This is a genomic window from Burkholderiales bacterium (genome assembly GCA_036262035.1).
In the GTDB taxonomy this organism is placed as follows: Bacteria; Pseudomonadota; Gammaproteobacteria; order Burkholderiales; family SG8-41; genus JAQGMV01.
The window spans coordinates 114,507-136,102 of sequence record DATAJS010000030.1; the positions used below are offsets into that span (position 1 = coordinate 114,507).

General features: G+C 66.9%; 18 protein-coding genes. 12 read left to right on the forward strand and 6 right to left on the reverse strand.

What is annotated here, in order from left to right; genetic code table 11:
• Positions 1-120 precede the first annotated feature (120 nt).
• Positions 121-1,092, forward strand: a complete 972-nt coding sequence (locus tag VHP37_29705; protein HEX2830550.1) for a serine/threonine protein kinase — start codon at positions 121-123, stop codon at positions 1,090-1,092.
• A gap of 269 nt (positions 1,093-1,361) precedes the next feature.
• Positions 1,362-2,171: an alpha/beta hydrolase gene (locus VHP37_29710; GenBank protein HEX2830551.1), complete on the forward strand. Its 810-nt coding sequence runs from the start codon at positions 1,362-1,364 to the stop codon at positions 2,169-2,171.
• Here VHP37_29710 and VHP37_29715 read toward each other — a convergent pair.
• Positions 2,162-3,757 (reverse strand): thiamine pyrophosphate-binding protein, encoded by a 1,596-nt coding sequence (locus VHP37_29715; GenBank protein ID HEX2830552.1) that lies wholly within the window; start codon positions 3,755-3,757, stop codon positions 2,162-2,164. The two genes, VHP37_29710 and VHP37_29715, sit on opposite strands and share 10 nt — an antisense overlap.
• Entirely contained in the window at positions 3,754-4,869 is a 1,116-nt protein-coding gene (locus VHP37_29720; protein HEX2830553.1) for an NAD(P)/FAD-dependent oxidoreductase, read from the reverse strand. Before VHP37_29720 ends, VHP37_29715 begins: the two co-directional genes overlap by 4 nt.
• Positions 4,870-4,956: 87 nt before the next feature.
• Here VHP37_29720 and VHP37_29725 point away from each other — a divergent pair, with 87 nt between their 5' ends.
• Positions 4,957-5,694 carry a DUF3025 domain-containing protein gene (locus VHP37_29725; GenBank protein ID HEX2830554.1) on the forward strand — a complete coding sequence of 246 codons (738 nt, stop codon included), beginning with the start codon at positions 4,957-4,959 and terminating at the stop codon, positions 5,692-5,694.
• A gap of 81 nt (positions 5,695-5,775) precedes the next feature.
• On the opposite strand, the gene VHP37_29730 is transcribed toward VHP37_29725, so the two are convergent.
• Complete coding sequence (locus tag VHP37_29730) at positions 5,776-6,852, reverse strand: GGDEF domain-containing protein (protein HEX2830555.1); 1,077 nt, start codon at positions 6,850-6,852, stop codon at positions 5,776-5,778.
• A gap of 162 nt (positions 6,853-7,014) precedes the next feature.
• Here VHP37_29730 and dtd point away from each other — a divergent pair, with 162 nt between their 5' ends.
• Together dtd and htpX are read left to right on the forward strand one after the other, a co-directional pair.
• Positions 7,015-7,464, forward strand: coding sequence for a D-aminoacyl-tRNA deacylase (gene dtd, locus VHP37_29735; GenBank protein ID HEX2830556.1), 450 nt, complete (start codon positions 7,015-7,017; stop codon positions 7,462-7,464).
• A gap of 157 nt (positions 7,465-7,621) precedes the next feature.
• Positions 7,622-8,506, forward strand: coding sequence for a protease HtpX (gene htpX / locus VHP37_29740; protein HEX2830557.1), 885 nt, complete (start codon positions 7,622-7,624; stop codon positions 8,504-8,506).
• An 82-nt stretch (positions 8,507-8,588) separates the two neighbouring features.
• Here htpX and VHP37_29745 read toward each other — a convergent pair whose 3' ends face one another.
• Entirely contained in the window at positions 8,589-11,468 is a 2,880-nt protein-coding gene (locus VHP37_29745; protein HEX2830558.1) for an AsmA-like C-terminal region-containing protein, read from the reverse strand.
• A 295-nt stretch (positions 11,469-11,763) separates the two neighbouring features.
• On the opposite strand from VHP37_29745, the gene VHP37_29750 reads away from it, so the two are divergent.
• Positions 11,764-12,723, forward strand: coding sequence for a hypothetical protein (locus tag VHP37_29750; GenBank protein ID HEX2830559.1), 960 nt, complete (start codon positions 11,764-11,766; stop codon positions 12,721-12,723).
• A 55-nt stretch (positions 12,724-12,778) separates the two neighbouring features.
• On the opposite strand, the gene VHP37_29755 is transcribed toward VHP37_29750, so the two are convergent.
• Positions 12,779-13,750, reverse strand: coding sequence for an NAD(P)H-quinone oxidoreductase (locus VHP37_29755; GenBank protein ID HEX2830560.1), 972 nt, complete (start codon positions 13,748-13,750; stop codon positions 12,779-12,781).
• A 117-nt stretch (positions 13,751-13,867) separates the two neighbouring features.
• Between VHP37_29755 and VHP37_29760 the strand changes: the two genes are divergently transcribed.
• The 3 genes from VHP37_29760 (at position 13,868) to VHP37_29770 (ending at position 17,267) form a co-directional block, all read left to right on the forward strand.
• Complete coding sequence (locus VHP37_29760; protein ID HEX2830561.1) at positions 13,868-14,923, forward strand: Ldh family oxidoreductase; 1,056 nt, start codon at positions 13,868-13,870, stop codon at positions 14,921-14,923.
• Positions 14,924-15,151: 228 nt separating this feature from the next.
• The gene (locus tag VHP37_29765) at positions 15,152-16,120 is read left to right on the forward strand and encodes a tripartite tricarboxylate transporter substrate binding protein (GenBank protein HEX2830562.1); all 969 of its coding nucleotides are present in this window, start codon (positions 15,152-15,154) and stop codon (positions 16,118-16,120) included.
• A gap of 1 nt (position 16,121) precedes the next feature.
• Entirely contained in the window at positions 16,122-17,267 is a 1,146-nt protein-coding gene (locus tag VHP37_29770) for a mandelate racemase/muconate lactonizing enzyme family protein (GenBank protein HEX2830563.1), read from the forward strand.
• Here the strand turns inward: VHP37_29770 and VHP37_29775 are convergent.
• Positions 17,255-18,850 (reverse strand): adenylate/guanylate cyclase domain-containing protein, encoded by a 1,596-nt coding sequence (locus tag VHP37_29775; GenBank protein ID HEX2830564.1) that lies wholly within the window; start codon positions 18,848-18,850, stop codon positions 17,255-17,257. The genes VHP37_29770 and VHP37_29775 overlap by 13 nt on opposite strands.
• Before the next feature lie 109 nt (positions 18,851-18,959).
• Here VHP37_29775 and VHP37_29780 point away from each other — a divergent pair, with 109 nt between their 5' ends.
• From VHP37_29780 to VHP37_29790, 3 genes are all read left to right on the forward strand, one after another.
• The gene (locus tag VHP37_29780) at positions 18,960-19,928 is read left to right on the forward strand and encodes a tripartite tricarboxylate transporter substrate binding protein (protein HEX2830565.1); all 969 of its coding nucleotides are present in this window, start codon (positions 18,960-18,962) and stop codon (positions 19,926-19,928) included.
• Between the two features lie 161 nt (positions 19,929-20,089).
• Complete coding sequence (locus VHP37_29785; protein ID HEX2830566.1) at positions 20,090-20,992, forward strand: polysaccharide deacetylase; 903 nt, start codon at positions 20,090-20,092, stop codon at positions 20,990-20,992.
• 18 nt (positions 20,993-21,010) lie between these two features.
• Positions 21,011-21,556, forward strand: coding sequence for an isochorismatase family protein (locus tag VHP37_29790; GenBank protein ID HEX2830567.1), 546 nt, complete (start codon positions 21,011-21,013; stop codon positions 21,554-21,556).
• Positions 21,557-21,596 lie beyond the last annotated feature (40 nt).

A 21,596-nucleotide genomic window follows, 5' to 3' on the forward strand; every position in this document is an offset into this window, starting at 1 on the left:
GCGCCGCGCCGGCGGATAACATGTAGCGCCGCCAGGCGCTGAAGCACGCTTTTCGCGCGCCGAGCCGCAGCGCAAGCTGCGGCGAAGCAACGGCGTGGATCTTTATGTTAGCTTCGCGCCATGCCTGTATACGACACACTGACCCCCGCGCTCATCCTCGACGCGATCGAATCGGCGGGTCATCGCTGCGACGGCCGCCTCATCGCCCTCAACAGTTACGAGAACCGCGTCTACCAGGTCTGGCTCGACGACGGCTCGATGCTCGTCGCGAAGTTCTACCGTCCCCAGCGCTGGTCCGACGCCGCGATCCGCGAGGAGCACGCCTATGCGCTCGAGCTCGCCGCGGCCGAGCTGCCGGTCGTCGCACCCCTGATCCGGGGCTCGACGCTCTTCGAGCACGCGGGTTTCCGCTTCGCGCTGTATCCGCGCCGCGGGGGACGCACGCCGGAGCTCGACGACGACGAGACGCTGCGCTGGCTCGGCCGCTTCATCGCGCGCATCCACGCGGTCGGCGGCACGCGTGCCTTCGCCCATCGGCCGCGGCTCGACATCGCGACGTTCGGCCGGGCGCCGTCGCGTTACGTGCTCGACAACGGCTTCGTTCCCGACGACCTGAAGGTCACCTACGCGAGCGTTGTCGAGGACGTGCTCGAGCGGGTCGAGCGTGCGTACGAGCGCGCCGGTCCGACGCGTGCGATCAGGCTGCACGGAGACTGCCACGCCGGCAACATCCTGTGGACCGACGACGGACCGCACTTCGTCGACCTCGACGACGCGCGCATGGGGCCGGCGGTGCAGGACCTTTGGATGTGGCTGTCGGGAAGCCGCGACGAGATGCAGCGCCAGCTCAACGCGGTGATGGAAGGGTACCGGCAGTTCCGCGACTTCGATCCGGCGGAGCTGTGGCTGATCGAGGCGCTGCGCACGCTGCGCCTCATCCACTACTCGGGCTGGCTCGCGCAGCGCTGGGACGATCCGGCGTTTCCGCGCAGCTTCCCGTTCTTCAACACCCAGCGCTACTGGCAGGACCAGGTGCTCGCGCTGCGCGAGCAGGCCGCGGCGCTGGACGAGCCGCCGCTGGAGGTTTATTGAAAAGCGAATCGACCGCAAAGGACGCAAAGGACGCAAAGGAAAAGCGAATTGAAATAAATCGTCATTCCCGCGCATGCGGGAATCCATTTTCAGCCGCCCACGGAAAAATGGATTCCCGATGCCTTCCGCTGCCGCGGGTCGCGAATGACGGATTCGTCTTTCCTCTGCGCGCCTCTGCGTCCTCCGCGGTTAATAAAAAAAGCCGTTGATCTTCCTTTGCGTCCTTTGCGTCCTTGGCGGTTAATACGCTTTTGAGCTCCCTATTCAAAATGGCCATCGGCATCGCCGCCGCCTACCTGCTGATCGTCGGCTTCGTCTGGCTGGTGCAGGACCGGCTCATCTACTATCCGGAGATGGGCCGCGAGATCGCGACCACGCCGGCAGCGCGCGGAGTCGCGTATGACGACTTCACGATCACCACCGAAGACGGCGAGCGGCTCAGCGTGTGGTGGGTGCCGGCGACGAGCCCGCGCGGCGCGGTGCTGCTGCTCCACGGCAACGCGGGCAACATCTCGCAGCGCACCGACTACGCGCTGATGTTCCGTGAGCTCGGGTATTCGACATTGCTCGTCGACTATCGCGGCTACGGCAGGAGCACGGGCAAGCCGAGCGAGGAGGGGACGTATCGCGACGCCGACGCGGCGTGGCGATGGCTCACCCGGACGCGCCACATACCGGAAAACCAAATCGTCGTCTTCGGCGAATCGCTCGGCGGCGGTGTGGCATCGTGGATCGCGGCGCGCCATCGCCCGCGCGCGCTCGTGCTCGCCTCGACGTTCACGTCCGCGACAGACCTCGGCGCCGAGGTCTACGGTTTCCTGCCGGTGCGCCTCATCAGCAGGTTCAGGTACGCGACACTCGAGCGCCTGCGCGACGTCACGTCTCCAATACTCATCATGCACAGCCCCGACGACGACATCATTCCGTACGCGCACGGGCGCAAGCTCTTCGAGGCGGCGAACGAGCCGAAGGCTTTCGTCGATCTCGCCGGCGGCCACAACTCGGGCTTCGTCTTCACGCGACCGGAGTGGGTGAAGGCGCTGGGCGATTTCCTGCGGAAGTTCGAGGGTCAGTCGTAGACGGTCTGCGAGTAGTGCGCGGCATCGACGCGCGCTTCGATCACGCGGGGGCCGTCCGCCGCGAGCGCCGCGGTCAGCTCGCGCTCCAGCGCCTCGGCGCTTTCCACACCGGCGGCAGGGACGCCGAAGTAATGCGCCGGGGGATTCCGCGATTCGCGGTCGAGTGACGTTCCGTAGAGGTCGAGCGCCCGCCGTTCCTGCTTGACCTTGATCAGGCTCAGCCAGCCGTCGTCGAGCACGACGAAAGGAATCGCCAATCGTTCGCGCTGCGCGACCGCGACCTCGCCGCACGTCATCTGGAAGCAGCCGTCGCCGACGATGCACACCACCGGCAGGTCCGGGCGCGCGAGCTTCGCGGCGATCGCGGCCGGCAGGCCGAAGCCCATCGACGACCAGCCGTTGGTGATGAGGAAGGTACGCGGCGAGTGCGCGGTCCACTGGCTCGCGATCTGGTGCGTGTGCGCCCCGACGTCGAAAGCGAGCACGCCGTCGCGCGGCAGCACGCGGCGCACGACGTCGATCGCGTGATGCGGGCAGAAGCTCGCCGACGCCGGGCGCAGCGCGGCCTGGAACGCCACGCGATGCGCGGAGACCTCCTGATCGGTCCAGGCGTGGCGCGCCGGCGCCAGCGCTGCCAGCGCGCGCACCGACGCGTCGAGCGGCGCGACGACCTCGGCCTCCAGCCGGACCGATGCGTCGACATCGGCGCGCTCGATGTCGACGTGCAGCACCGGGACGTTGCCGACCCACGCTTCGTATTCGACTTCGATCGTGTCGTAGCCGAGGCCGATCACGAGGTCCGCGCGCTCGCGCACGAACCGCCGTTGGACCTGGCGCGCCGCGCGCTCGATGCAGCCGATCGACAAGGGATGGTCTTCGTCGATCAGGCCTTTGGCCATCGTCGTCGTGGCGTACGGAATGCGGTGGCGCTCGACGAAGGCGCGCAGCAGCGCGGGATCGCGCATGCGCATCGCGCTCGCGCCGATCACCGCGAACGGCCGCTGCGCACGGCGCAGCAGCGCCGCGGCGGCCCGGAGATCGACCGCGTCGGCTGCGGGCGCAGGCGCGATGTCGTCGGGCAGTTGCTCGGTCGCGGCGGCGAGCGCGACGTCCTCCGGCAGGTCGAGATGCACCGGCCCGTGCGGCTCGCTCCTCGCCATGCGCAGCGCTTCGCTCACCGTCTCGACGATGCTGCCCGCACGCAGCCGGAAGCTCGCCTTCACGATCGGCTTGAACAGCGCGGCATGGTCGATCCACATCTGGATGCGCCGGCCGAGCTGCGCCTGGTTGAGGTTGCAGGTGATCGCGATCAGCGGCGTGCGGTCGAGATAGGCGCAGCCGACGCCGGTGGTGAGATTGGTCGCGCCCGGGCCGAGCGTCGCGATGCACAGACCGGGCGTGCCGCTCACGCGCGCAGTGACATCCGCCGCGAAAGCCGCGGAGCCTTCGTGCGCGGTCAGCACGAAATCGATGCCGCCGACGCGCATCGCTTCGATCAGCGGTAGCACGTTGCCGCTGGGCACTCCGAAGCCTCGCCTGATCCCGGCGCGCGTCAGGAGCGCTACCAGGAGATCGGCGTTGTTCACGGCGCGCTGAGCAGCCCTTCGACGTAGTCGCCGATGGCGAGCGACGAGGTGAGCCCCGGCGATTCGATGCCGTACAGGTTCACGAGTCCTTCGATGCCGTGATCGCGCGGACCCTGGATGACGAAATCGGGCGCGGGCTCTTTGGGACCGTGGATCTTGGGACGGATCCCGGTGTAGCCCGGTTGCAGCGCGCCGTCCTTGAGGCCGGGGTAGTAGCGCCGGATCGCCGTATAGAACGCCGCTTCGTGCCGGGGCGAATCGTCGAATTTGTAATCGATGCGGTCTATCCACGCGAAATCGGGACCGAACTTCACCTGGCCGCCGAGATCGATGGTCACGTGCACCCCGAGCCAGTCCTGGCGCGCGACCGGATAGATGAGGCGGCTGAACGGCGCCGCGCCCGAGAGGGTGTAGTAGTGGCCGATCGCGTAATAGGTCGGCGGGATCGAGGCTTCGGGTATGCCCTTGATGCTGCGCGCGACCGCCTGCGCGTTGAATCCCGCGCAGTTGACGACGGTATTGCACAGGAGCGACATCGGCTCGGCGCCGCCGACTTCGAGCAGGATGCCGTCGCCCGTGACCTGTCCCGACACGACCGGGCTCGCGAGCGCGATCATGCCGCCGTGCGCTTCGAGGTCGCCCTGGTAGGCGAGCATGAGCCCGTGCGCGTCGATGATGCCGGTCGACGGCGACAGAAAGCCCGCGACGCATTTCACTGCGGGCTCCATCTCGGCCAGCTCGTCCTGCGTGAGCATGCGCAGGTCGTCGCAGCCGTTGATCTCGGCCTGCTTGCGATACTTGTCGAGGCCCGGCAGCTCGGTCTCGTCGCACGCGACGATCACCTTGCCGATGCGCTTGTGATTGACCGCGTGCTCGGCGCAGTACTCGTACAGCCGGTTGCGGCCCGCGAAGCACAGCTTCGCCTTGAGCGAGCCGGTGGAATAGTAGATGCCCGCGTGCATCACTTCGGAGTTGCGCGAGCTCGTGTGGGTTCCGAAATGCTCTTCGGCTTCGAGCACGACGACTTCGCGTCCGCTCATGGCCAGCTTGCGTGCGACCGCGAGGCCTACCACGCCGCCGCCGATCACGGCGCAATCGATTCTTTCCGCCATCAAACCGCCCGTACTTCGCTATGCTCGAAGAAAAGGGCGCCATTCTAGCTTATGCAGTGGGACGCGAGATTCTTCGAGCGCTCGGCGATGTTCGAGCCGTTCGCGCGGTGCGCCGGCCGCCTCGGCGGCTCCACCGACTGGCCGCGCCGCAGCGCGCTCGACGCGCTGCTGGCCGAGCACCGCGTGCGCAACGCCCGCGGCGATGCGCTGAGAGCGGTCGGGCCGGGCGTGGGCGGCGCCGCTGCGTATGAAGGCCGCGTCTTCGAGCGCAGGGAGCTCGCGGTGCGCGAGGGCGAGTGGCACGACCTCATGAACGTGCTGGTGTGGTGCGTTTTTCCGGCGACCAAGGCTGCGCTGAACGCGCGGCACGCCGAGTCCGCCGCAGCCGAGGCGGGCGGCAGGCGCGGCCGCGCCCGCGATGCGCTCACGCTGTTCGACGAGAGCGGCGCGATCGTCGTCTCCAGCGACGCCGATCTCCTCGACGAGCTGCGCGCGTTTCGCTGGAGAGAGCTGTTCGTCGGGAAGCGCGCCCGCGTGCGCACGGCGCTGCGCGTCTATCTCTTCGGCCATGGACTGCTGGAGAAAGCACTGGCCCCGTACGTCGGCATGACCGCGCAGGCGATCACGCTCGCGGTCGATCGCGAGGTGATCGAAAACCGCGCACTCGTCGATCGAGCGACCGCGAAGTACGTCGCGGACGTGCTGACAACGCCGCGCGATCTCGCGCCGCTGCCGGTGTTAGGCGTTCCGGGCTGGTGGAAAGCGAACGAAGAAGAGGCGTTCTACGACGATACCGCTTACTTCAGGCCCGGCCGCAGGCGATAACGCGTAGCGCCGGCAGGCGCATAAGCGCGCCGTTGCGCGGGGAGGTGCGGCCCAGGCCGCACCGACCAGCGGCGTAGATCTTTATCCGGCGGCGGCGCGGTACGCGCGTCCCGGTGCGACCGTCACGCGGTTCTTGCCGGAGGTCTTGCTGGTGTACATCGCCTGGTCGGCGCGTTCCATCACGCTTTCGAGATCCGCCCCGTGCTCGGGATACGACGCGAGCCCGACGCTGACCGTGCTGCTCACCGGCTTGTCGCGCGTGGCGAGCACGCCCGCTTCGACGCGCTGGCGTATGCGCTGCGCCACCTTTTCCGCGCCCACCGACGTGGTCTCCGGCAGGAGCAAAACGAACTCGTCGCCGCCGTAGCGCGCCACGATGTCGGTCTCGCGCAATTGCGCCTGCACGCATTGCACGAGCATCTGCAGTAAACGGTTGCCGGCGGGATGACCGTACTGATCGTTGACCGCCTTCAGGCTGTCCGAGTCGATCATCACGACGGTGTAGGGATGGTTGTAGCGCGCCGACTGGCGGGAGATGCGCTCGGCGATCGCGCTGAACGCGCGCATGTTGAGCACCCCGGTGAGCTCGTCGGTCTCCGACAACGCCTTGATGTGGACGAGCGCGCGGCGGATGTCCGAGGAGAGCATCGTGGTGATGTACGCGACGAGCAGCATCGGCGCGAGCTGCGCGGCGAGCCCGGCGATGTATACCGCGATCGGCTGCGTCGATTCGATCGGCGGCGCGAGCCAGAGATAGCACGCCGCGATGAGCGCCATTTGCAGGAGCGTGGCGACCTTGCCGAGCGTGAGCGCGGTGGTGATCACGACGAGGAGGTACAGGTTGACCAGCGGGCTTTCGAGCCGGCCGGTATGCGTGAGCACGTACGTGATGAACCCGAGCATCACCCACGTCTCGATCGCGATCTTCCAGTTCGATTCGTTGCGGTAGAAATTCAGGTAGTGGAAGGACAGCACGAAACCGCCGAACACGAGCGTGCCGAGCGCGAGCGCGGAGGAGGCTTCAGGTCCGGGGGAGAATACGACCTGGTACAGCAGGACCAGGATCACCGTCAGCCATTCGATCTCGGCGACGGTGCGGGAGAATCCGCGCAGCTCTTCGGCCGACAGCGTCGGATCGAATATGAGGCTGTTCTTCATGGGGCGGATGAACTAAAACCGTTCAGATTGAACGCGTTGCGCTTCATATTTACCATCCCTCGCGAGGCATGGTAATGGAAATTCTGACAATTTGAAAACAAGTTCCATCGAACGGGGGGCAATTGTGGGGGATTGCACCGCTACAGTGCGTATCGGGCGCCGATGATAGGACTCCTTCAACGAGCCAGCCATGCGGAAGTCGTCGTCCACGGCGCCTGCATCGGCGAGATCGGCCAAGGTCTCCTGGTACTGGTCGGGGTAGAGCGGGGAGACGAGGAGCGCGAAGCGGACCGGCTGCTCGAACGTCTTCTTTCCTACCGCGTGTTCGCCGACAGCGACGGGAAGATGAACCTCTCCTTGCGCGATGTCGAGGGCGGATTGCTGCTCGTGCCTCAATTTACGCTGGCCGCGGATACCCGGAAAGGCACCCGGCCGGGTTTCTCGACGGCGGCGGCGCCCGAAGACGGCGCGCGCCTCTTCGATTATCTTGTCCGGCGGGCGCGCGAGTCGCACCCGGACGTGGCGACCGGGCGCTTCGGCGCCGACATGCAAGTGAGCCTCACCAACGACGGGCCGGTGACGTTCTGGCTGCACGTGAAACCCAGTGTTTAGTGTTTAGTTTTAAGTGTTTAGTCGTCGGGTCATTCCGAAATGCAATCGAGGGAGGGCGTCGGGGGCGTCATACTTGCGCCGGCTTGAACTGTAGGGCCGCCGCCTCAATCTAAGCGTAGCGCCATCCAGGCGCGATTTCCTACGAGGAAAACAACGCATGAAACGCATCTTCCTGTTCCTGGTGACGAACATCGCGGTATTGCTGGTCCTCAGCATCACGCTGCGACTGCTCGGCGTCGACCGCATCCTCGACGCCCAGGGCACGGGTCTGAACTACAACGCGCTGCTCGTCATGGCCGGCGTGATCGGCTTCGGCGGTTCCTTCATCTCGCTGCTCATGTCCAAGTGGACGGCGAAGATGGGTACCGGCGCGCACGTGATCGAGACGCCGTCCAATTCCACCGAACAATGGCTGGTGAGCACCGTGCAGCGTCAGGCGGCGCAGGCCGGCATCGGCATGCCCGAGGTCGCCATCTACGACGCGCCCGAGATCAACGCTTTCGCGACCGGCTGGAACAAGAACGCCTCGCTCGTCGCGGTGAGCACGGGCCTGCTCAACAACATGAGCCAGGACGAGGCCGAGGCGGTGCTCGCGCACGAGGTGAGCCATATCGCGAACGGCGACATGGTGACGCTGGCGCTCGTGCAGGGCGTGGTGAACACGTTCGTCATCTTCCTGTCGCGCGTGATCGGCTACGTCGTCGATCGCGTGGTGTTCAAGGTCGAGCGCGGCCACGGCCCCGCGTTCTTCATCACGTCCATCGTCGCGCAACTCGTGCTGGGCGTGCTCGCGAGCATGATCGTGATGTGGTTCAGCCGTTGGCGCGAGTTCCGCGCCGACGCGGGAAGCGCGCGTCTCGAGGGCCGCAACAAGATGATCGCGGCGCTCCAGCGGCTCCAGCTCAACCACGATCAGCCGGCGCAGTTGCCGGACCAGGTCAAGGCGTTCGGAATATCCGACAGCACGGGCTACGGCCTGAAGCGTCTCTTCATGTCGCACCCGCCGCTCGAAGAGCGCATCGCGGCATTGCAAAACGCATAACAGGTAGCGCCGGCAGGCGCATCAGCGCGCCTTTGCGCGGGGAGGTGCGGCTTCAGCCGCACCGACCAGCGCTGTAGATCTGTCAGCGTGACAGCTGAGGCTCTTTTACCGTACCCCGTACCGCGAAGATCGACCGCGCGACGATCGCGGAGCGCGACGTCATCTGCGCGTCCACGCGCCCGCTCAACTGTCCCCCGGCCACGTCGATGTGGCCCGTCGCTTCGAGCGGACCGGAGGTGAGCTGGACGTTGCGGTAGCTGTACCGATTGCCGCTCATCTGCACCGAGCCTTTGATCTCGTCGAACGCGGTGCGCCCGCCGGCGGGCGTCCCGGGAAGCTGGACCAGGCGCGCGAGGTCGACCCCGCCGATCTCACCGCGCGCGAGCGCGAACGTGCCTTCGACCGTCGCTTTCTCCATGAGCCCACTCGCGGTGTCGGCCTGCATCGCGTAACGCAGGTTGGCGTTGAGCAGGCCTTTCGCGCGAAATCCGGGCGCGAGCTGCGGCAGCACTTCCTCGATGCGCGTGCCTTTGATCGTCAGCTCGCCGCCGACGGTGGTCGGGCCGTCCCAGCGCGCCGCGAACGTGCCTTCGACCAGCCCGCCGCCGACGCGGCCGGAGAGCTGCGTCGTGGCGAAACGGTCCTTGTCGGCGATGCCTTCGAGCGTGAGATAGCTGAACGGCGCCGCCGGCCCGAAAGGGGCGCGCCAGTCGCGCGCGTTGAGCGCCACGCGCACGCCGGTTTGCAGCGGAATCAGCTCCAGGCGGATCTTGTCGCTGTCGAACACCGCGTCCTTGACCGTTCCGTTGGGCGCGAAAGCGACCTCGCCGTTGACGCTTTCGGTCTTGCGGTCGGCCAGGCCGAGCTTGACGTCGTACAGCCGGAGCTTTTCGACATGGACGGTGTTCGCGCTGCGCCCGCCGGTCCACGCCGGAATCGTCGCCAGGATGCCGGGGTCGAGCGTGACGCCCCGCGCGTCGACGGCGGAGAAGTCGTGCGGGCCGGTGAAGAGCGATGTCGGCCACGCGTGCGCGTCGATGCGCTCGATATGCACCGCCTGCGCCGATCCGATGCGCACGCCTTCGAGCACGATGCGCGGTGTGGGCAGCAGCACGTAGCGGACCGTCGAGACCGTGCTCGGCTGGTTCAGGCGCGCGCTCAGCGCCTGCTGCACGTCGGGCACATAGCCGTTGAGCGGGACGAACTGCAGCCACGCGACGACCGCGACCGGGATGCCGATCGCGGCGATCGTGACGCCGCGCCCCAGAGCGCGGCGCTTGCGTTCGCGTTCTGCGTACGCTGCGCGCCGCACCTCTTCCTGCTGCCGCTGGCGGCGCATGTCCGCCGCCTGGCGGCTGAGCGCCTCGGCTTCGCGCTTGCGCTGCTCCTCGGCGTTCTGCGCGAGGACGTCGTGCGCGCTGCGGTCGACGTTGAGGCGTTCCACGGCGGGCTCGTCCTCTTCGAGGGTCGGCTCGACCTTTTCCTCGGCCGCGGTTTCCTCGTGAGGGGCGAGTTCGCGCTTCGCCTCGAAGCTCGGCGGCGCGGCGCGGATGGTTGCAGTGCCGCCGCTGCGGGTGATCATCGAGCGCGGCGCGGCGGCGGAGGAAGAGGCGGCTGTCGGCGCCGGGCCTGGCGCGGGCGCCGCCGCGGCGCCGTCGTCGCTGCGCGCCTCGGTTTCGGTGCGCGCCTGCCTTTCCATCATGGCGCGCTCGAGCGCGCTCGGCACGTGCTCGGGCGTGGTGTGGCGGATGTCGCCGCGGCCGCTGCCGGCCCGCATGTCGATCGACGGCAGATCGTGCGCCTCGGCCGCCGCCGCGGCCGGCTCGGCCTCGGGCTCGGCGTGCGCGTTGCCGGGCACGAACTCGAGCGGCGGAAAGCCGTCGCGGCCGACGTCGCCTGCTGCCGGGGCGGGCGCGGCCGGGCCGGCGGCCGTCGCCGCCGGCGCGACGGTCGTCCTGCGGCTCGCTTCCTCGCGTGCGCGGCGCTCGGCGTTGACGCGCGCCGTCAGCTTTTGCGCGAGATCGTCGAAGTGGAGATTCTCGGTGGCCTCCGGCGCCGCGACGCCCTGCGATTGCGCGACGAGCTCGGCATCCTCGCGCGCGCGCTCGGCGGCCGCCTCGCGCTGGTGCAGAAGCGCGCGGGTTTCGGGATCGTCGTGGCCGCGTGCGGCCGCGCTCGCGTCGAGCTGCGCTTGCAGCGCATCGCGCGCGCGCTGCTCGGCGCCGGCGCGCTCCTGCGCGCGGCGCTCGGCTTCGGCGTGCTTCTGCGCTTCTTCGCGCTCGCGCTGCTCGGCGGCTTTCTTCTCCTCGACGACGGCGCGGGCGCGTTCTTCGGCCTCGGCGTGCGACTGCGCTTCGGCGCGCGCGCGCAGCGCCGCGGTGGCCGCGGTACGCGCTTCGGTCTGCGCCTGTGCTTTCGCCGCCGGATCGCTCGCGGCTGCCGCGACCTGTTCCGCGTGGTCGCGCGCGTGCTGGGCCGCGCGCGCAGCTGCTTCGGCGGTGGCGCGCGCCTCGGCTTCGGCGTTCAAGCGCGTTTCGGCGAGCGCGCGGGCGCGCGCCTCCGCCTCGGCGCGCAGGCGCGATTCGAGCGCCGCGTGGCCTTCCTGCTGTGCGACTTTCGCGGCCTCGGCGCTCGCCAGCGCATGAGTGGCGATCTCCATGCTGAGCTTCGCATCGACGGCCGGCGAATCGAACTGCACCGCGCTCGGATCGACCGCTGGGTGCGCGTTCGCCGACGAGGCCACGGCCTTGATGTAGCCGTCGCCGGCCAGTGTGTTCAGCGCGTTGTGGAACTGGGGTTGAGGCAGGCTCGATCGAGCCTGGAGATCGGCGATGCTCGCGGTGCCGTCGACGAATTCGAGGACCTGGGCAAGATCGCGGGGAAGGCGGGTCGACTTGTTCCGGATCTCGAGGATCCCCTTCGCCGTCTTGGTGAAAACCGTCTGCGGGACTAGGGTCGCCATGCGCTCCTACGACGTCGCGATGCCGCGGTCATTGTATTTAGATTTGCCGCAGTTTACTGCTTTTCCATCAACTGCTTGCGAATCGGAGCAGAGAAACCGGGGCAGGTATCGCCGCCCGTCGGGCCTGGGTGGGCGGCCGACCGCGCGCGCCGGGCCGGCAAGCGGCACAAATTGACGACTCAGGCGGCTGAGAAGGGCATTGCAAGTGACTGACGAACCGAAGCTTTGCAAGATGAACTAGCGCAGTTTAGCCGTATGTTAAACTGCATGACGTCAACCAGAATGCAGGCGCTCGATGCCGACCGGCGCGTACAGGCGCAACGAGTACGACGTCACCGACCGCGTCAACACCACCCTTCCCGACGCAGTTTCAGGTGAAGTATTCCGGATCTACCAGGACCTCTACCAGGTACCCGATCCGGGCAACCTCGTTCAGGCGTTCGAGGACGTAACCCGCCTGTACAACGGCGAATATCCCGGTTACCGTCCCTGCGACACGTCGTATCACGACATCCAGCACGTCCTCGACGTCACCCTCGCGATGGCCCGGCTGATGGACGGCTGCGCGCGCGCGACCAATTCCGACGTGCTGACCGAGCGGCTCTTCCGCTTCGGCATCATGACCGCGCTGTACCACGACTGCGGTTATATCCGGCACCGCAAGGACACCCGCCACGTCAACGGGGCGGAATACACCAAGACCCACGTGTCGCGCGGCGGGCGCTTTCTCGAGCATTACCTCGCCAAGGTCGGTCTCGGCGATCTTGCGCCGTCGGCCGCGGGGACGCTGCACTTCACCGGTTACGAGATTCCCGTCGCCGACATCCGCGTCGAGCCGCAGTTCAGGCTGATCGGCAACCTGCTCGGCAGCGCCGATATCCTGGCGCAGATGGCCGACCGCTGTTATCTCGAGAAGTGCCACGAGCGTCTCTATCCCGAGTTCGTCAGCGGCGGCATCGACCGCCAGAAGACGCCCGAAGGCGATGAGCGCGTCCTCTTCGAATCCGCCGCGCACCTCATCTACCAGACGCCGCGCTTCTACCAGAGCGCGCGGAAGCGCCTCGAAGTCGACCTCGGCGGTTACTGCGACTTCGTCGAGAGACACTTCGGCGGCGAGAACCTCTACTTCACCGAGCTCGAGAAGAACATCAACCACGCTCGCGCGATCGCCGACCGCGAGGACCTGTCGCTGCTGCGCAGAAAGCCGCCGGATACGCTGCCCGGGTCGGACGAAGGCGGTGACATAAACCGGTGACGTGAACCGGTTTTCGTCACCGCCTTTCGTCACCGCTTCTTGTCACCGTTTTTCGTCACCCTGTCACGAGCAGTATCTTCCCCACGTGCCCCGCCTTTTCCATCATCGCATGCGCCTTGGCGGCTTCCGCTAAAGGAAACGTCGTGTTCGTCACCGCACGGATGCGGCGGTCCTCGAAATGCGGCCACACGTCGTGCTCGAGCTCGGCGGCGATTCTCGCCTTGAACTTGGGCGGACGCGTGCGCAGCGTGGAGCCGGTGTAAGTGAGGCGCTTCAGCATCACCGGCATCAGGTTGATGTCGACTTTCGAGCCTGCGCCGAATGCGAGCTGGATGATGCGCGCGTCGTGGCTCGCGGCCTTGAAGTTCTTCTCGATGTTCGCGCCGCCGACGATGTCGAGGATCACGTTCGCCCCGCCTTCGGCGCGCACCGCTTCGACGAAATCTTCCGTCGCGTAATCGATGACGCGGTCGGCGCCGAGATCGCGGCAGATCTGGCAGCGCGCTTCGGGGCTGTCGGTCGCGATCACTTTCGCGCCGAACGCCTTGCCGAGCTGTATGCACGTGGTGCCGATGCCGCCGGCGCCGCCGTGGACGAGGAAGGTCTCGCCGGCTTTCAGGCCGGCGCCGATGAAGACGTTGCTCCACACGGTGAAGAACGTCTCGGGCAACCCGGCCGCGTCGACGATGTCCACGCCTTTCGGTATCGGCAGGCACTGCTGCGCGTCGGCGACGCAATATTCCGCGTAACCGCCGCCGTTGGTGAGCGCGCAGACGAGGTCGCCTTCCTTCCAGCGGGCGACGCCGGCGCCGATCGCCACGATCTCGCCCGAGATCTCCAGGCCCGGCAGATCCGAAGCGCCGGGCGGCGCGGGGTAGAGGCCTTTGCGCTGCATGAGATCGGGACCGTTGACGCCCGCGGCGGCGACCTTCACGAGCACTTCGCCTTCCTTCGGCTGCGGCAAGGGCCGCTCGGCGGGCTTCAACACGTCGGGCGCGCCGGGCGCGCTGATCTCGACGACTTTCATGATGGCGGGAAGTGGCATGACGATTTCGCTGCTTGCAGAGGAGCTCGTGATTATAGGCGCTCGCCTCGCGCGCGTGAGAAACTTGGAGGTTTCCGTACACGCGACCACGAGACGAACATGGCCGACACTCCACGCGTCGATTCGCAACGATTGAACGATTTCGCCACTGCCGTCTATGCGTCGCAGGGCATGCCCGAGGACGACGCGCGGCTCGTCGCCGACACGCTGGTGCAGGCGGATCTGTGGGGACACCAGTCGCACGGCGTGCTGCGTCTCGGCTGGTACCTCGATCGGCTGCGCAACGGCGTGATGAAGCCGGTGACCCGACCCGAATTCGTCGTCGACGCGGGCGCGATGGCGCTGATCGACGGCCACGACGGCGTCGGCCACGCGCTCACCATGCTTGCGACCCGCGAAGCGGTGAAGCGCGCGAAAGCGCACGGCATCGGCTGCGTCGGCGTGCGTTATTCGAACCACTTCGGCACGTGCATGTACTACACGCTGACGGCGGCGCGCGAGGGCTGCGTCGGCTTTCTCACCACCAACGGCGGGCCGGCGATGGCGCCGTGGGGCGGCCGGAAGAAGATCGTCGGCACCAACCCGTGGTCGATCGCGGCGCCCGCGGGCAAGCACGCGCCGTTCGTGGTCGACATGGCGAACACCGGTGTGGCGCGCGGCAAGATCTATCTCGCACGCAACAGGCACCAGCCAATACCGCTGGGCTGGGCGATCGACAGCGACGGCGCGCCGACGACCGATCCGCAGAAAGCGATCGACGGCATCATCCTGCCGATGGCGGAGCACAAGGGTTACGCGATCGCCGCGATGGTCGATCTCATGTCGGGCGTGCTGACGGGCAGCGGTTTCCTGTCGCACGTCGCGAGTCCCTACAAGACCGCGGAGAAGAGCAACTGCGGACATTTCATGATCGCGATCGACATCGCCAAGCTCCAGCCGCTCGAGGAATACAACAAGCGCATGGAGCAGTGGGTGCAGGAGATCAAATCGGTGCCGACCGCGCAGGGTTTCGACGAAGTGTTCTACCCCGGCGAGATCGAGGCGCGGAACGACACGAAGAATCGCGCGGAAGGTTTGTCGCTGCCGGAGGATACGCTCGCCGATCTGAAGCGCATCGCGAAAGAGACGGGGCTGGAATCCAAGCTCCCGTTTTGAAAAAGGCAAAGCTTTGACACGGAGGTCACGGAGGAACACGGAGGGCACGGAGGAAAAAAGCATCGGACGCAGTGTGCGCGCCAGCGCACCGCGCGTTGGTCGGTGCGTTACCACGCACCCTACGCTTGCGTAGAACGACACGCGCTGCATAACGACCGAACAGATTCTCCTCCGTGTCCTCCGTGCACCTCCGTGCCCTTCGTGTTCCGGCTTTAATACAGGACCTGCATGAAACAGTTTCGCTACGTGATCGTCGCCGGTGTCGCCCTGCTCAGTGGCATCGCCGCGGCTCAGGATTATCCGAATCGCCCCATCCGCTACATCGTCCCGCAGGCGCCGGGCGGGTCGTCGGACACGCTCGCGCGCGCGCTCACCCAGCGCGTCGGCGACAGCCTCGGCCAGACGATCGTCATCGACAATCGTCCGGGCGCGACCGGCGTGATCGGCGCCGAAGCCGTCGCGCGCGCGAACCCGGACGGGCATACGCTGCTCCAGGCCGCGACTTCGCACGCCACCAATCCCGCGATGCACGCGAAGCTGCCGTACGACACCGTGCGCGACTTCGCGCCGATCTCGCTCTTGTCGCAGCAGCCGAACATCTGGATCGTCACGCCGTCGCTGCCGGTGAAGACCATGAAAGAGCTGATCGCCTACGTCAAAGCGCGTCCCGGGCAGCTCAACTTCGGCTCTTCGGGGACCGGCGGCTCGCAGCACCTCGCGGGCGAGCTCCTGAAATCGATGGCCGGCATCGATATGACCCATATCCCGTACAAAGGCAGCCCGCCGGCGCTCATCGATCTGCTCGCCGGACGCATCCCGATCATGAGCTCGACCATGCCGCCGGTGCTGCCGCACCTGCGCGCTGGCAAGGTCCGCGCGCTCGCGGTGACGAGCGCCCGGCGCTCCTCCGCGGTGCCCGACGTTCCCACCGTCGCCGAATCCGCGCTGCCCGGTTACGAGGCGATCGCGTGGCAGGGATTGCTCGCGCCGGCGGGCACGCCGCGCGCGGCGATCGCGCGCCTGCAGAGCGAGTTCGCGCGCGTGCTCAAGCAGCCCGAGATCGCGTCGCGCCTCACCGACCAGGGCTACGAGACCGTGGCGAGCACGCCCGAGTGGTTCGCCCAGTACATCAACACCGAGATCGCGAAATGGACGAAGGTCATCAGGGCCGCGGGCATCAAGAGCGGGGAGGGCTGACATGAAGATCACCGCGGTGCGCGCGCACGCGCTCGTCTACCCGCTCGAAGAGTCGCTGTGGACTGCGCACGAAGCGCTCAAGGATTCCAGCCTCATCCTCGTCGAAGTCGAGGCGGGCGGATCGACCGGCTACGGCATCATCCACGGCTCGCCGCTGAAGGCGATCGCCGAATGGGTGGAGAAGCTCGGTGCGCTCATCGTCGGCGACGACGCGCTCGCGCACGAGATCGTCTGGAACAAGCTCTTCACGCTGACCGTGCCGCGGCCGCGCGCGATGTTCGGCGAGGACGGCGTCACGCCGCCGCTGCCGCGCTCGGCGCGGCCGCAGGTGATGGCGGCGATCGGCGGCATCGACATCGCGCTGTGGGACTTGAAAGGCAAGGCCGCGAACATGCCGGTGTACAAGCTCCTCGGCGGTCAGAACCGGCCGGTCTACACGTACTCGACCGGCGGCTACTATCCCCGCAATGCGACGGTGACAAGCGCCGCCGATGAGATGGCGGCGTTTGTCGCGAAAGGCTATCGCGCGGTCAAGCTCAAGACCGGCGGCTTCTCGGTGGAAGACGAGATCGCGCGGGTCGCGGCGGTGCGCAAGGCGATCGGCCCCGACATCCAGCTCATGCTGGACATGAACGCGGCGTACGGGCTCAACGACTGTATCCGCTTCGCCCGCGGCGTCGAGCCGCACGACGTCTTCTGGCTGGAAGAGCCGCTGCACTGGTACCTCCAGCCGCCCGATTACGTCGCGCTGGCGCGCGAGACGCGCATCCCGCTCTCGCACGGCGAGCGCGAGATGCACCGCTTCACGGTGCGCGACTTCGTCGAGTGCGGCGCGATCAAGTACCTGCAGTTCGATTCGACGCGCGCGGCGGGCTTCACCGAGTCGGTGCGCATCGCGCAGATGTGCGAGCAGCACGGCGTGTTCGTGGTGCCGCACCATTCGCCGGAGATCCACGCCCATCTCGTGCTCGCCTTGCCGGAAGTGGGTTACTGCGTGGAATCACACGGCTCGAGCACGCGCGATCCGCTGCCGCACCACGTCTTCCGCGAGCGGGTGGACTTCCGCGACGGCTACATCCACCTCAAGGACAAGCCGGGCTTCGGCCTCGACATCGACTGGAAGGCGGTCGAGCGCTACCGCGCCTGATCGGCGAGCGGCGGTTTCTCGAGCGCTTCGAGCGCGCGCGTCAACAGCTCGCGCACCCGGCCTTTCGCGTCGCCGTCGACCTTGCTCGGATCGAGATAGAGCGTGAGGCCGGCCGTCTGCCCGCTCACCACCTTCGCCTCGTCGGCGCGCGAGCGCACGCCTTCGACGACGTACGGCACGACCTCGCGGCCGATGCCTTTGAGCGTCACCGGCGGAAGCGCCGTCGCGCTCACGACGTCCTGCACCAGCGCGTAAGTCTCGTAGCTGATGACGATGCGCTCGACGTCGGCGATGCCCTGCAGCCGCGCAGCCAAGTTCGCCTCGTCGCCGATGATCGTGTAGTCCATGCGCGTAGCAGAGCCGAAGTTGCCGACGTCGCAGTAGCCGGTGTTGATCCCCATGCGCACCCGGAAAGGACGCTCGACGCCTTCCTGCCGCCATTTCACGTTGAGCGCGGCCATGCGCTGCTGCATCTCGAGCGCCATGCGCACGCAGGCCTTTGCATCCTCCGCGACGCCCCTGCTCTCGGGATCGCCGAAGAAGATGAGCATCGCGTCGCCGACGAACTTGTCGATCGTCCCGCCGTGGGCGAGCGCGATCGCCGACATCTCGGTGAAGTACTCGTTCAGGAGCCGCGTCAGCTCCTCGGGCTGGAGCCGCTCGGTCGTCGACGTGAAGTCCTTCAGGTCGGAGAAGAAGATCGTGAGCTTCTTCCTCTCGGTGTGCACGACGACGTCCTTCTCGCCGCTGAAGATGCTCTTGTAGATCTGCGGCGAGAGATAGCGCGAGAGCTTGGTCGAGATCGCGTGCAGGAAGTCGTTGGTCCTGCCGAGCTCCTCGTTCATCGAGCGCAGCTCTCTCGCCTGGCGGCGCTGGAGCACGATGAAGCCGATGCCGACCGCGGCGGTGAACACGAAATACATGAAGAGATACTTGAACGCGTACATGTTGGCGACGAGCGGCTGGGTGATGCTCACCGACTCGAAACCGCGCACGTCGCCGACGCGCCAGTCGTGCTTGGGCGAGAGCGGGTGTGCGTTGTGACAGCTCACGCACGCGCTCTCCATGATGACCGGCGACACGACGCGCACGCTGTCGGTCAGCACCGACTTCGACATGCGGGTGACGTAGCGCCGCGGGTCCTGCCGCAGCATCGCGAGCGACATCTTCTCCAGGTCGTCGAGCTGGTGCGGCGCGCGGCTCCTGAACGGCAGGTCGGAGGCGAAGCGGTAGACGATGTTGGGGCTGCGCGCGCTCACCATCTGTCCGAGCTCCATCGACAGCGTGGCGGGATTGGGGATCGCGCCGGCGATGGTGTCGTAGTCGTGGACGACCTGGGTCATGACGCCCGGCGCCGAGATCACGCGGTCGACGACGTGGCTCGCGTAGTACTCGCGGAAGCTCTTCAGCATGTTGTGGATGTCGTTCGCCTGGCGCGAGAGCACCGCTTCGGAGATGTTGCGCAGGTCGAGCCAGACCGCCACCGGCAGCCCGGCGAGCATCACCAGCACCAGCGCGGCGACCGCCCAGCTGCGCCGGGCCGCTGCCGCGGGAACAGAACTTGCCGCTTCGGACGAGGACATGTCGCGCGCGCTCCCTCTTTGGTAATATCCGCGGCTTCGCGGCAGCCCATGTTACAGCGCTCCCGCGCCCTTCAGCGTTTCCCCGCAGTCCTTCAGGAGTGGCATCAGCATGAAACTTCAGACCTCTTTGCTCGCGGCGGCGCTCGCCGCGGCGGCGCCGCACGTGTACGCGCAGGCCCAGAAATATCCCGACCACCCGGTGCGCATCGTCGTGCCGTTCTCGCCCGGCGGCGGTAACGACATCGTCGCGCGCATCGTCGCCGAGCAGATCCATCAGACGTTCGGCCAGACCGGCATCGTCGACAACCGCGCCGGCGCGGGCAGCACCATCGGCACCGACATCGCCGCGAAAGCCCAGCCCGACGGCTACACCCTGCTCGTCACGCACAACGCGATCGCGATCAACGAGACGCTCTATCCGAAGCTTCCGTACGACGCCGAGCGCGATTTCGCGCAGATCATCCTCGTGGGCACGACGACCAACACGCTGGTCGTGCATCCCAGTGTCTCAGCGCGCTCGACCAAGGACCTGATCGCGCTCGCCAAGGCCAAACCCGGCTCGCTCAATTACGCGAGCACCGGCGCGGGCGGAACGTCGCACCTTGCGATGGAGTACTTCAAGCTCTCGACGGGCACCAGCCTGACGCACATTCCCTACAAGGGCACGGGGCCGGCGCTGACCGACCTCGCGGGCGGGCAGGTGAACGTGATGATCTCGGCGCTGCCGGGCACGATCCCGTTCATCAAGGGCAAGCGCCTGGTCGCGCTCGCCAGCACCGGCGCGAAGCGCTCGGTGTTCCTGCCCGAGCTGCCGACGCTCAACGAGTCGGGGGTGCCCGGCTACGAGTTCGACACCTGGTACGGCCTGCACACGCAGGCCAAGGTGTCGAAGGACATCGTCGCCAAGCTCAACGACGCGCTCAACAAGGCCCTGAAGGGGCCGGCGAAGGACATTCTCTTCAAGGCCGGTCTCGAAGCGAACGGCGGCACGCCCGAAGCGTTCCGCAAGTACATGATCTCCGAGATCCAGAAGATGGGGAAGATCATCAAGGCGTCGGGCGCGAAGCCTGAGGTGTAAGAACAAAAGATGGATTCCCGATAGCTCCCGCTGCCGCGGTTCGGGAATGACGACCTAGCCAGGACGGCGTCCCCGCGAGGCCGTCATTCCCGCGAAGGCGGGAATCCATTTTGACTTGCCCCCGTGTTATGGTCTCACCGGCATAACACCGGAGCCCTCGAATGAAGCTGCCCCAGCACGGGCGCTACGACTACTCGCCCATCATCGAACGCAGGGACTACAGCTGGCCCCAGGGCAAGCGCCTCGCGTTCTGCATCACCACCAACATCGAGTGCTTCGCCTTCGGCAAGGGCCGCGGGCACGACAACGCGAAGCACGGCGAGCCGCAGACCCAGCGCAACTATTCGTGGCGCGACTACGGCAATCGCGTCGGCATCTGGCGATTGTTCGACCTCGCCGACGAGCTTCGCATGCCGCTCGCGCACAACACCAACAGCCTGCTCTACGATTACGCGCCGCAGATCTTCGAGCGATTGCGCAAGCGCGGCGACGAGATCGTCGGCCACGGGCGCACCAACTCGGAGAACCTCCACGACTTCCGCTGGGAAGACGACGAGCGCCGCGCGATCGTCGATGCCACCGCGACCTTTACGCGCAACGAAGGCAAGCCGCCCAAGGGCTGGATGGGGGCGGGCGCGTACGAGAACTCGACCACGCCCGACCTGCTGAAAGAAGCGGGCTACGAATACGTCATGGACTGGCCGCACGACGACCAGCCGATCTGGATGCGCACGCGCGCGGGTCCGATCCTGTCGGTGCCTTACCCCGTGGAGCTCAACGACTCACCGCAGGTCGTGCACCGCCAGCATACCGGCCGCGAGTTCTGCGACATGCTCGTCGACCAGTTCGAGGAGATGGTCGAGCAGAGCGCGGCCCATCCGCTCGTGTGCAACGTTTCCATTCACCCGTACGTCTTCGGCTATCCGTTCCGCCTGCGGCCGTTGCGCAAGGCGCTCCAGCACTGCTTCTCGAGCAGGTTCGCCGATCGGGTGTGGAAGTGCACGCCGGGGGACGTGTCGGATCATTGCAGGAGCCTCGAGCCGGGTATCGTTCCGGGCTCGTAGCCTGCGAAAGGAGGCGTCATGACGCTGAAGGCCGGCAGTCTGTGCGGCGCGATGCAATCGATCGCGCCGAAGAAGATCGCGGTGCTCATCATCGATCAGCCCGAGCCGCCCAAACCGGTACCCGACGAGCAGGTGCCGGACCTGGTGCGTTACCAGCAGCAGCTGCTCGCGTTCGCGAACAGCATCGGCTGCCGCTTCTGGCGCATCGAGCTCAGCCAGCACGGCATCGTCGGCAAGTCGCCGACCGCGACGCGGCTGAAAGGCCTGATCCCGCCTTCGACGCCGGTGATCACCAAGCAGCGTTTCAACGCCTTCGAGGGCACGACGCTCAAGGCGGATCTCGCCACGGCCGGCGTGACCCACGTCGTGGTCCTCGGCCATATGATGAACTGCTGCGTGAAGTACACCGCGATCGGGGGCGCGTATCGCAAGACTGATCCGTTCGTGCACGGCGCGACCGGAAACGGTTTCAAGGTGATGACCCAGCGCAAGGTGTTGAGCGGCGTCGGCGATGCGGACTGGGTGAACGAGCAGGACGTTTCGTTCTATACGAGCCTGGGATGAAGAACGGCCGGCGACGAGGTCGCCGGCCGTGGGCGGTCAG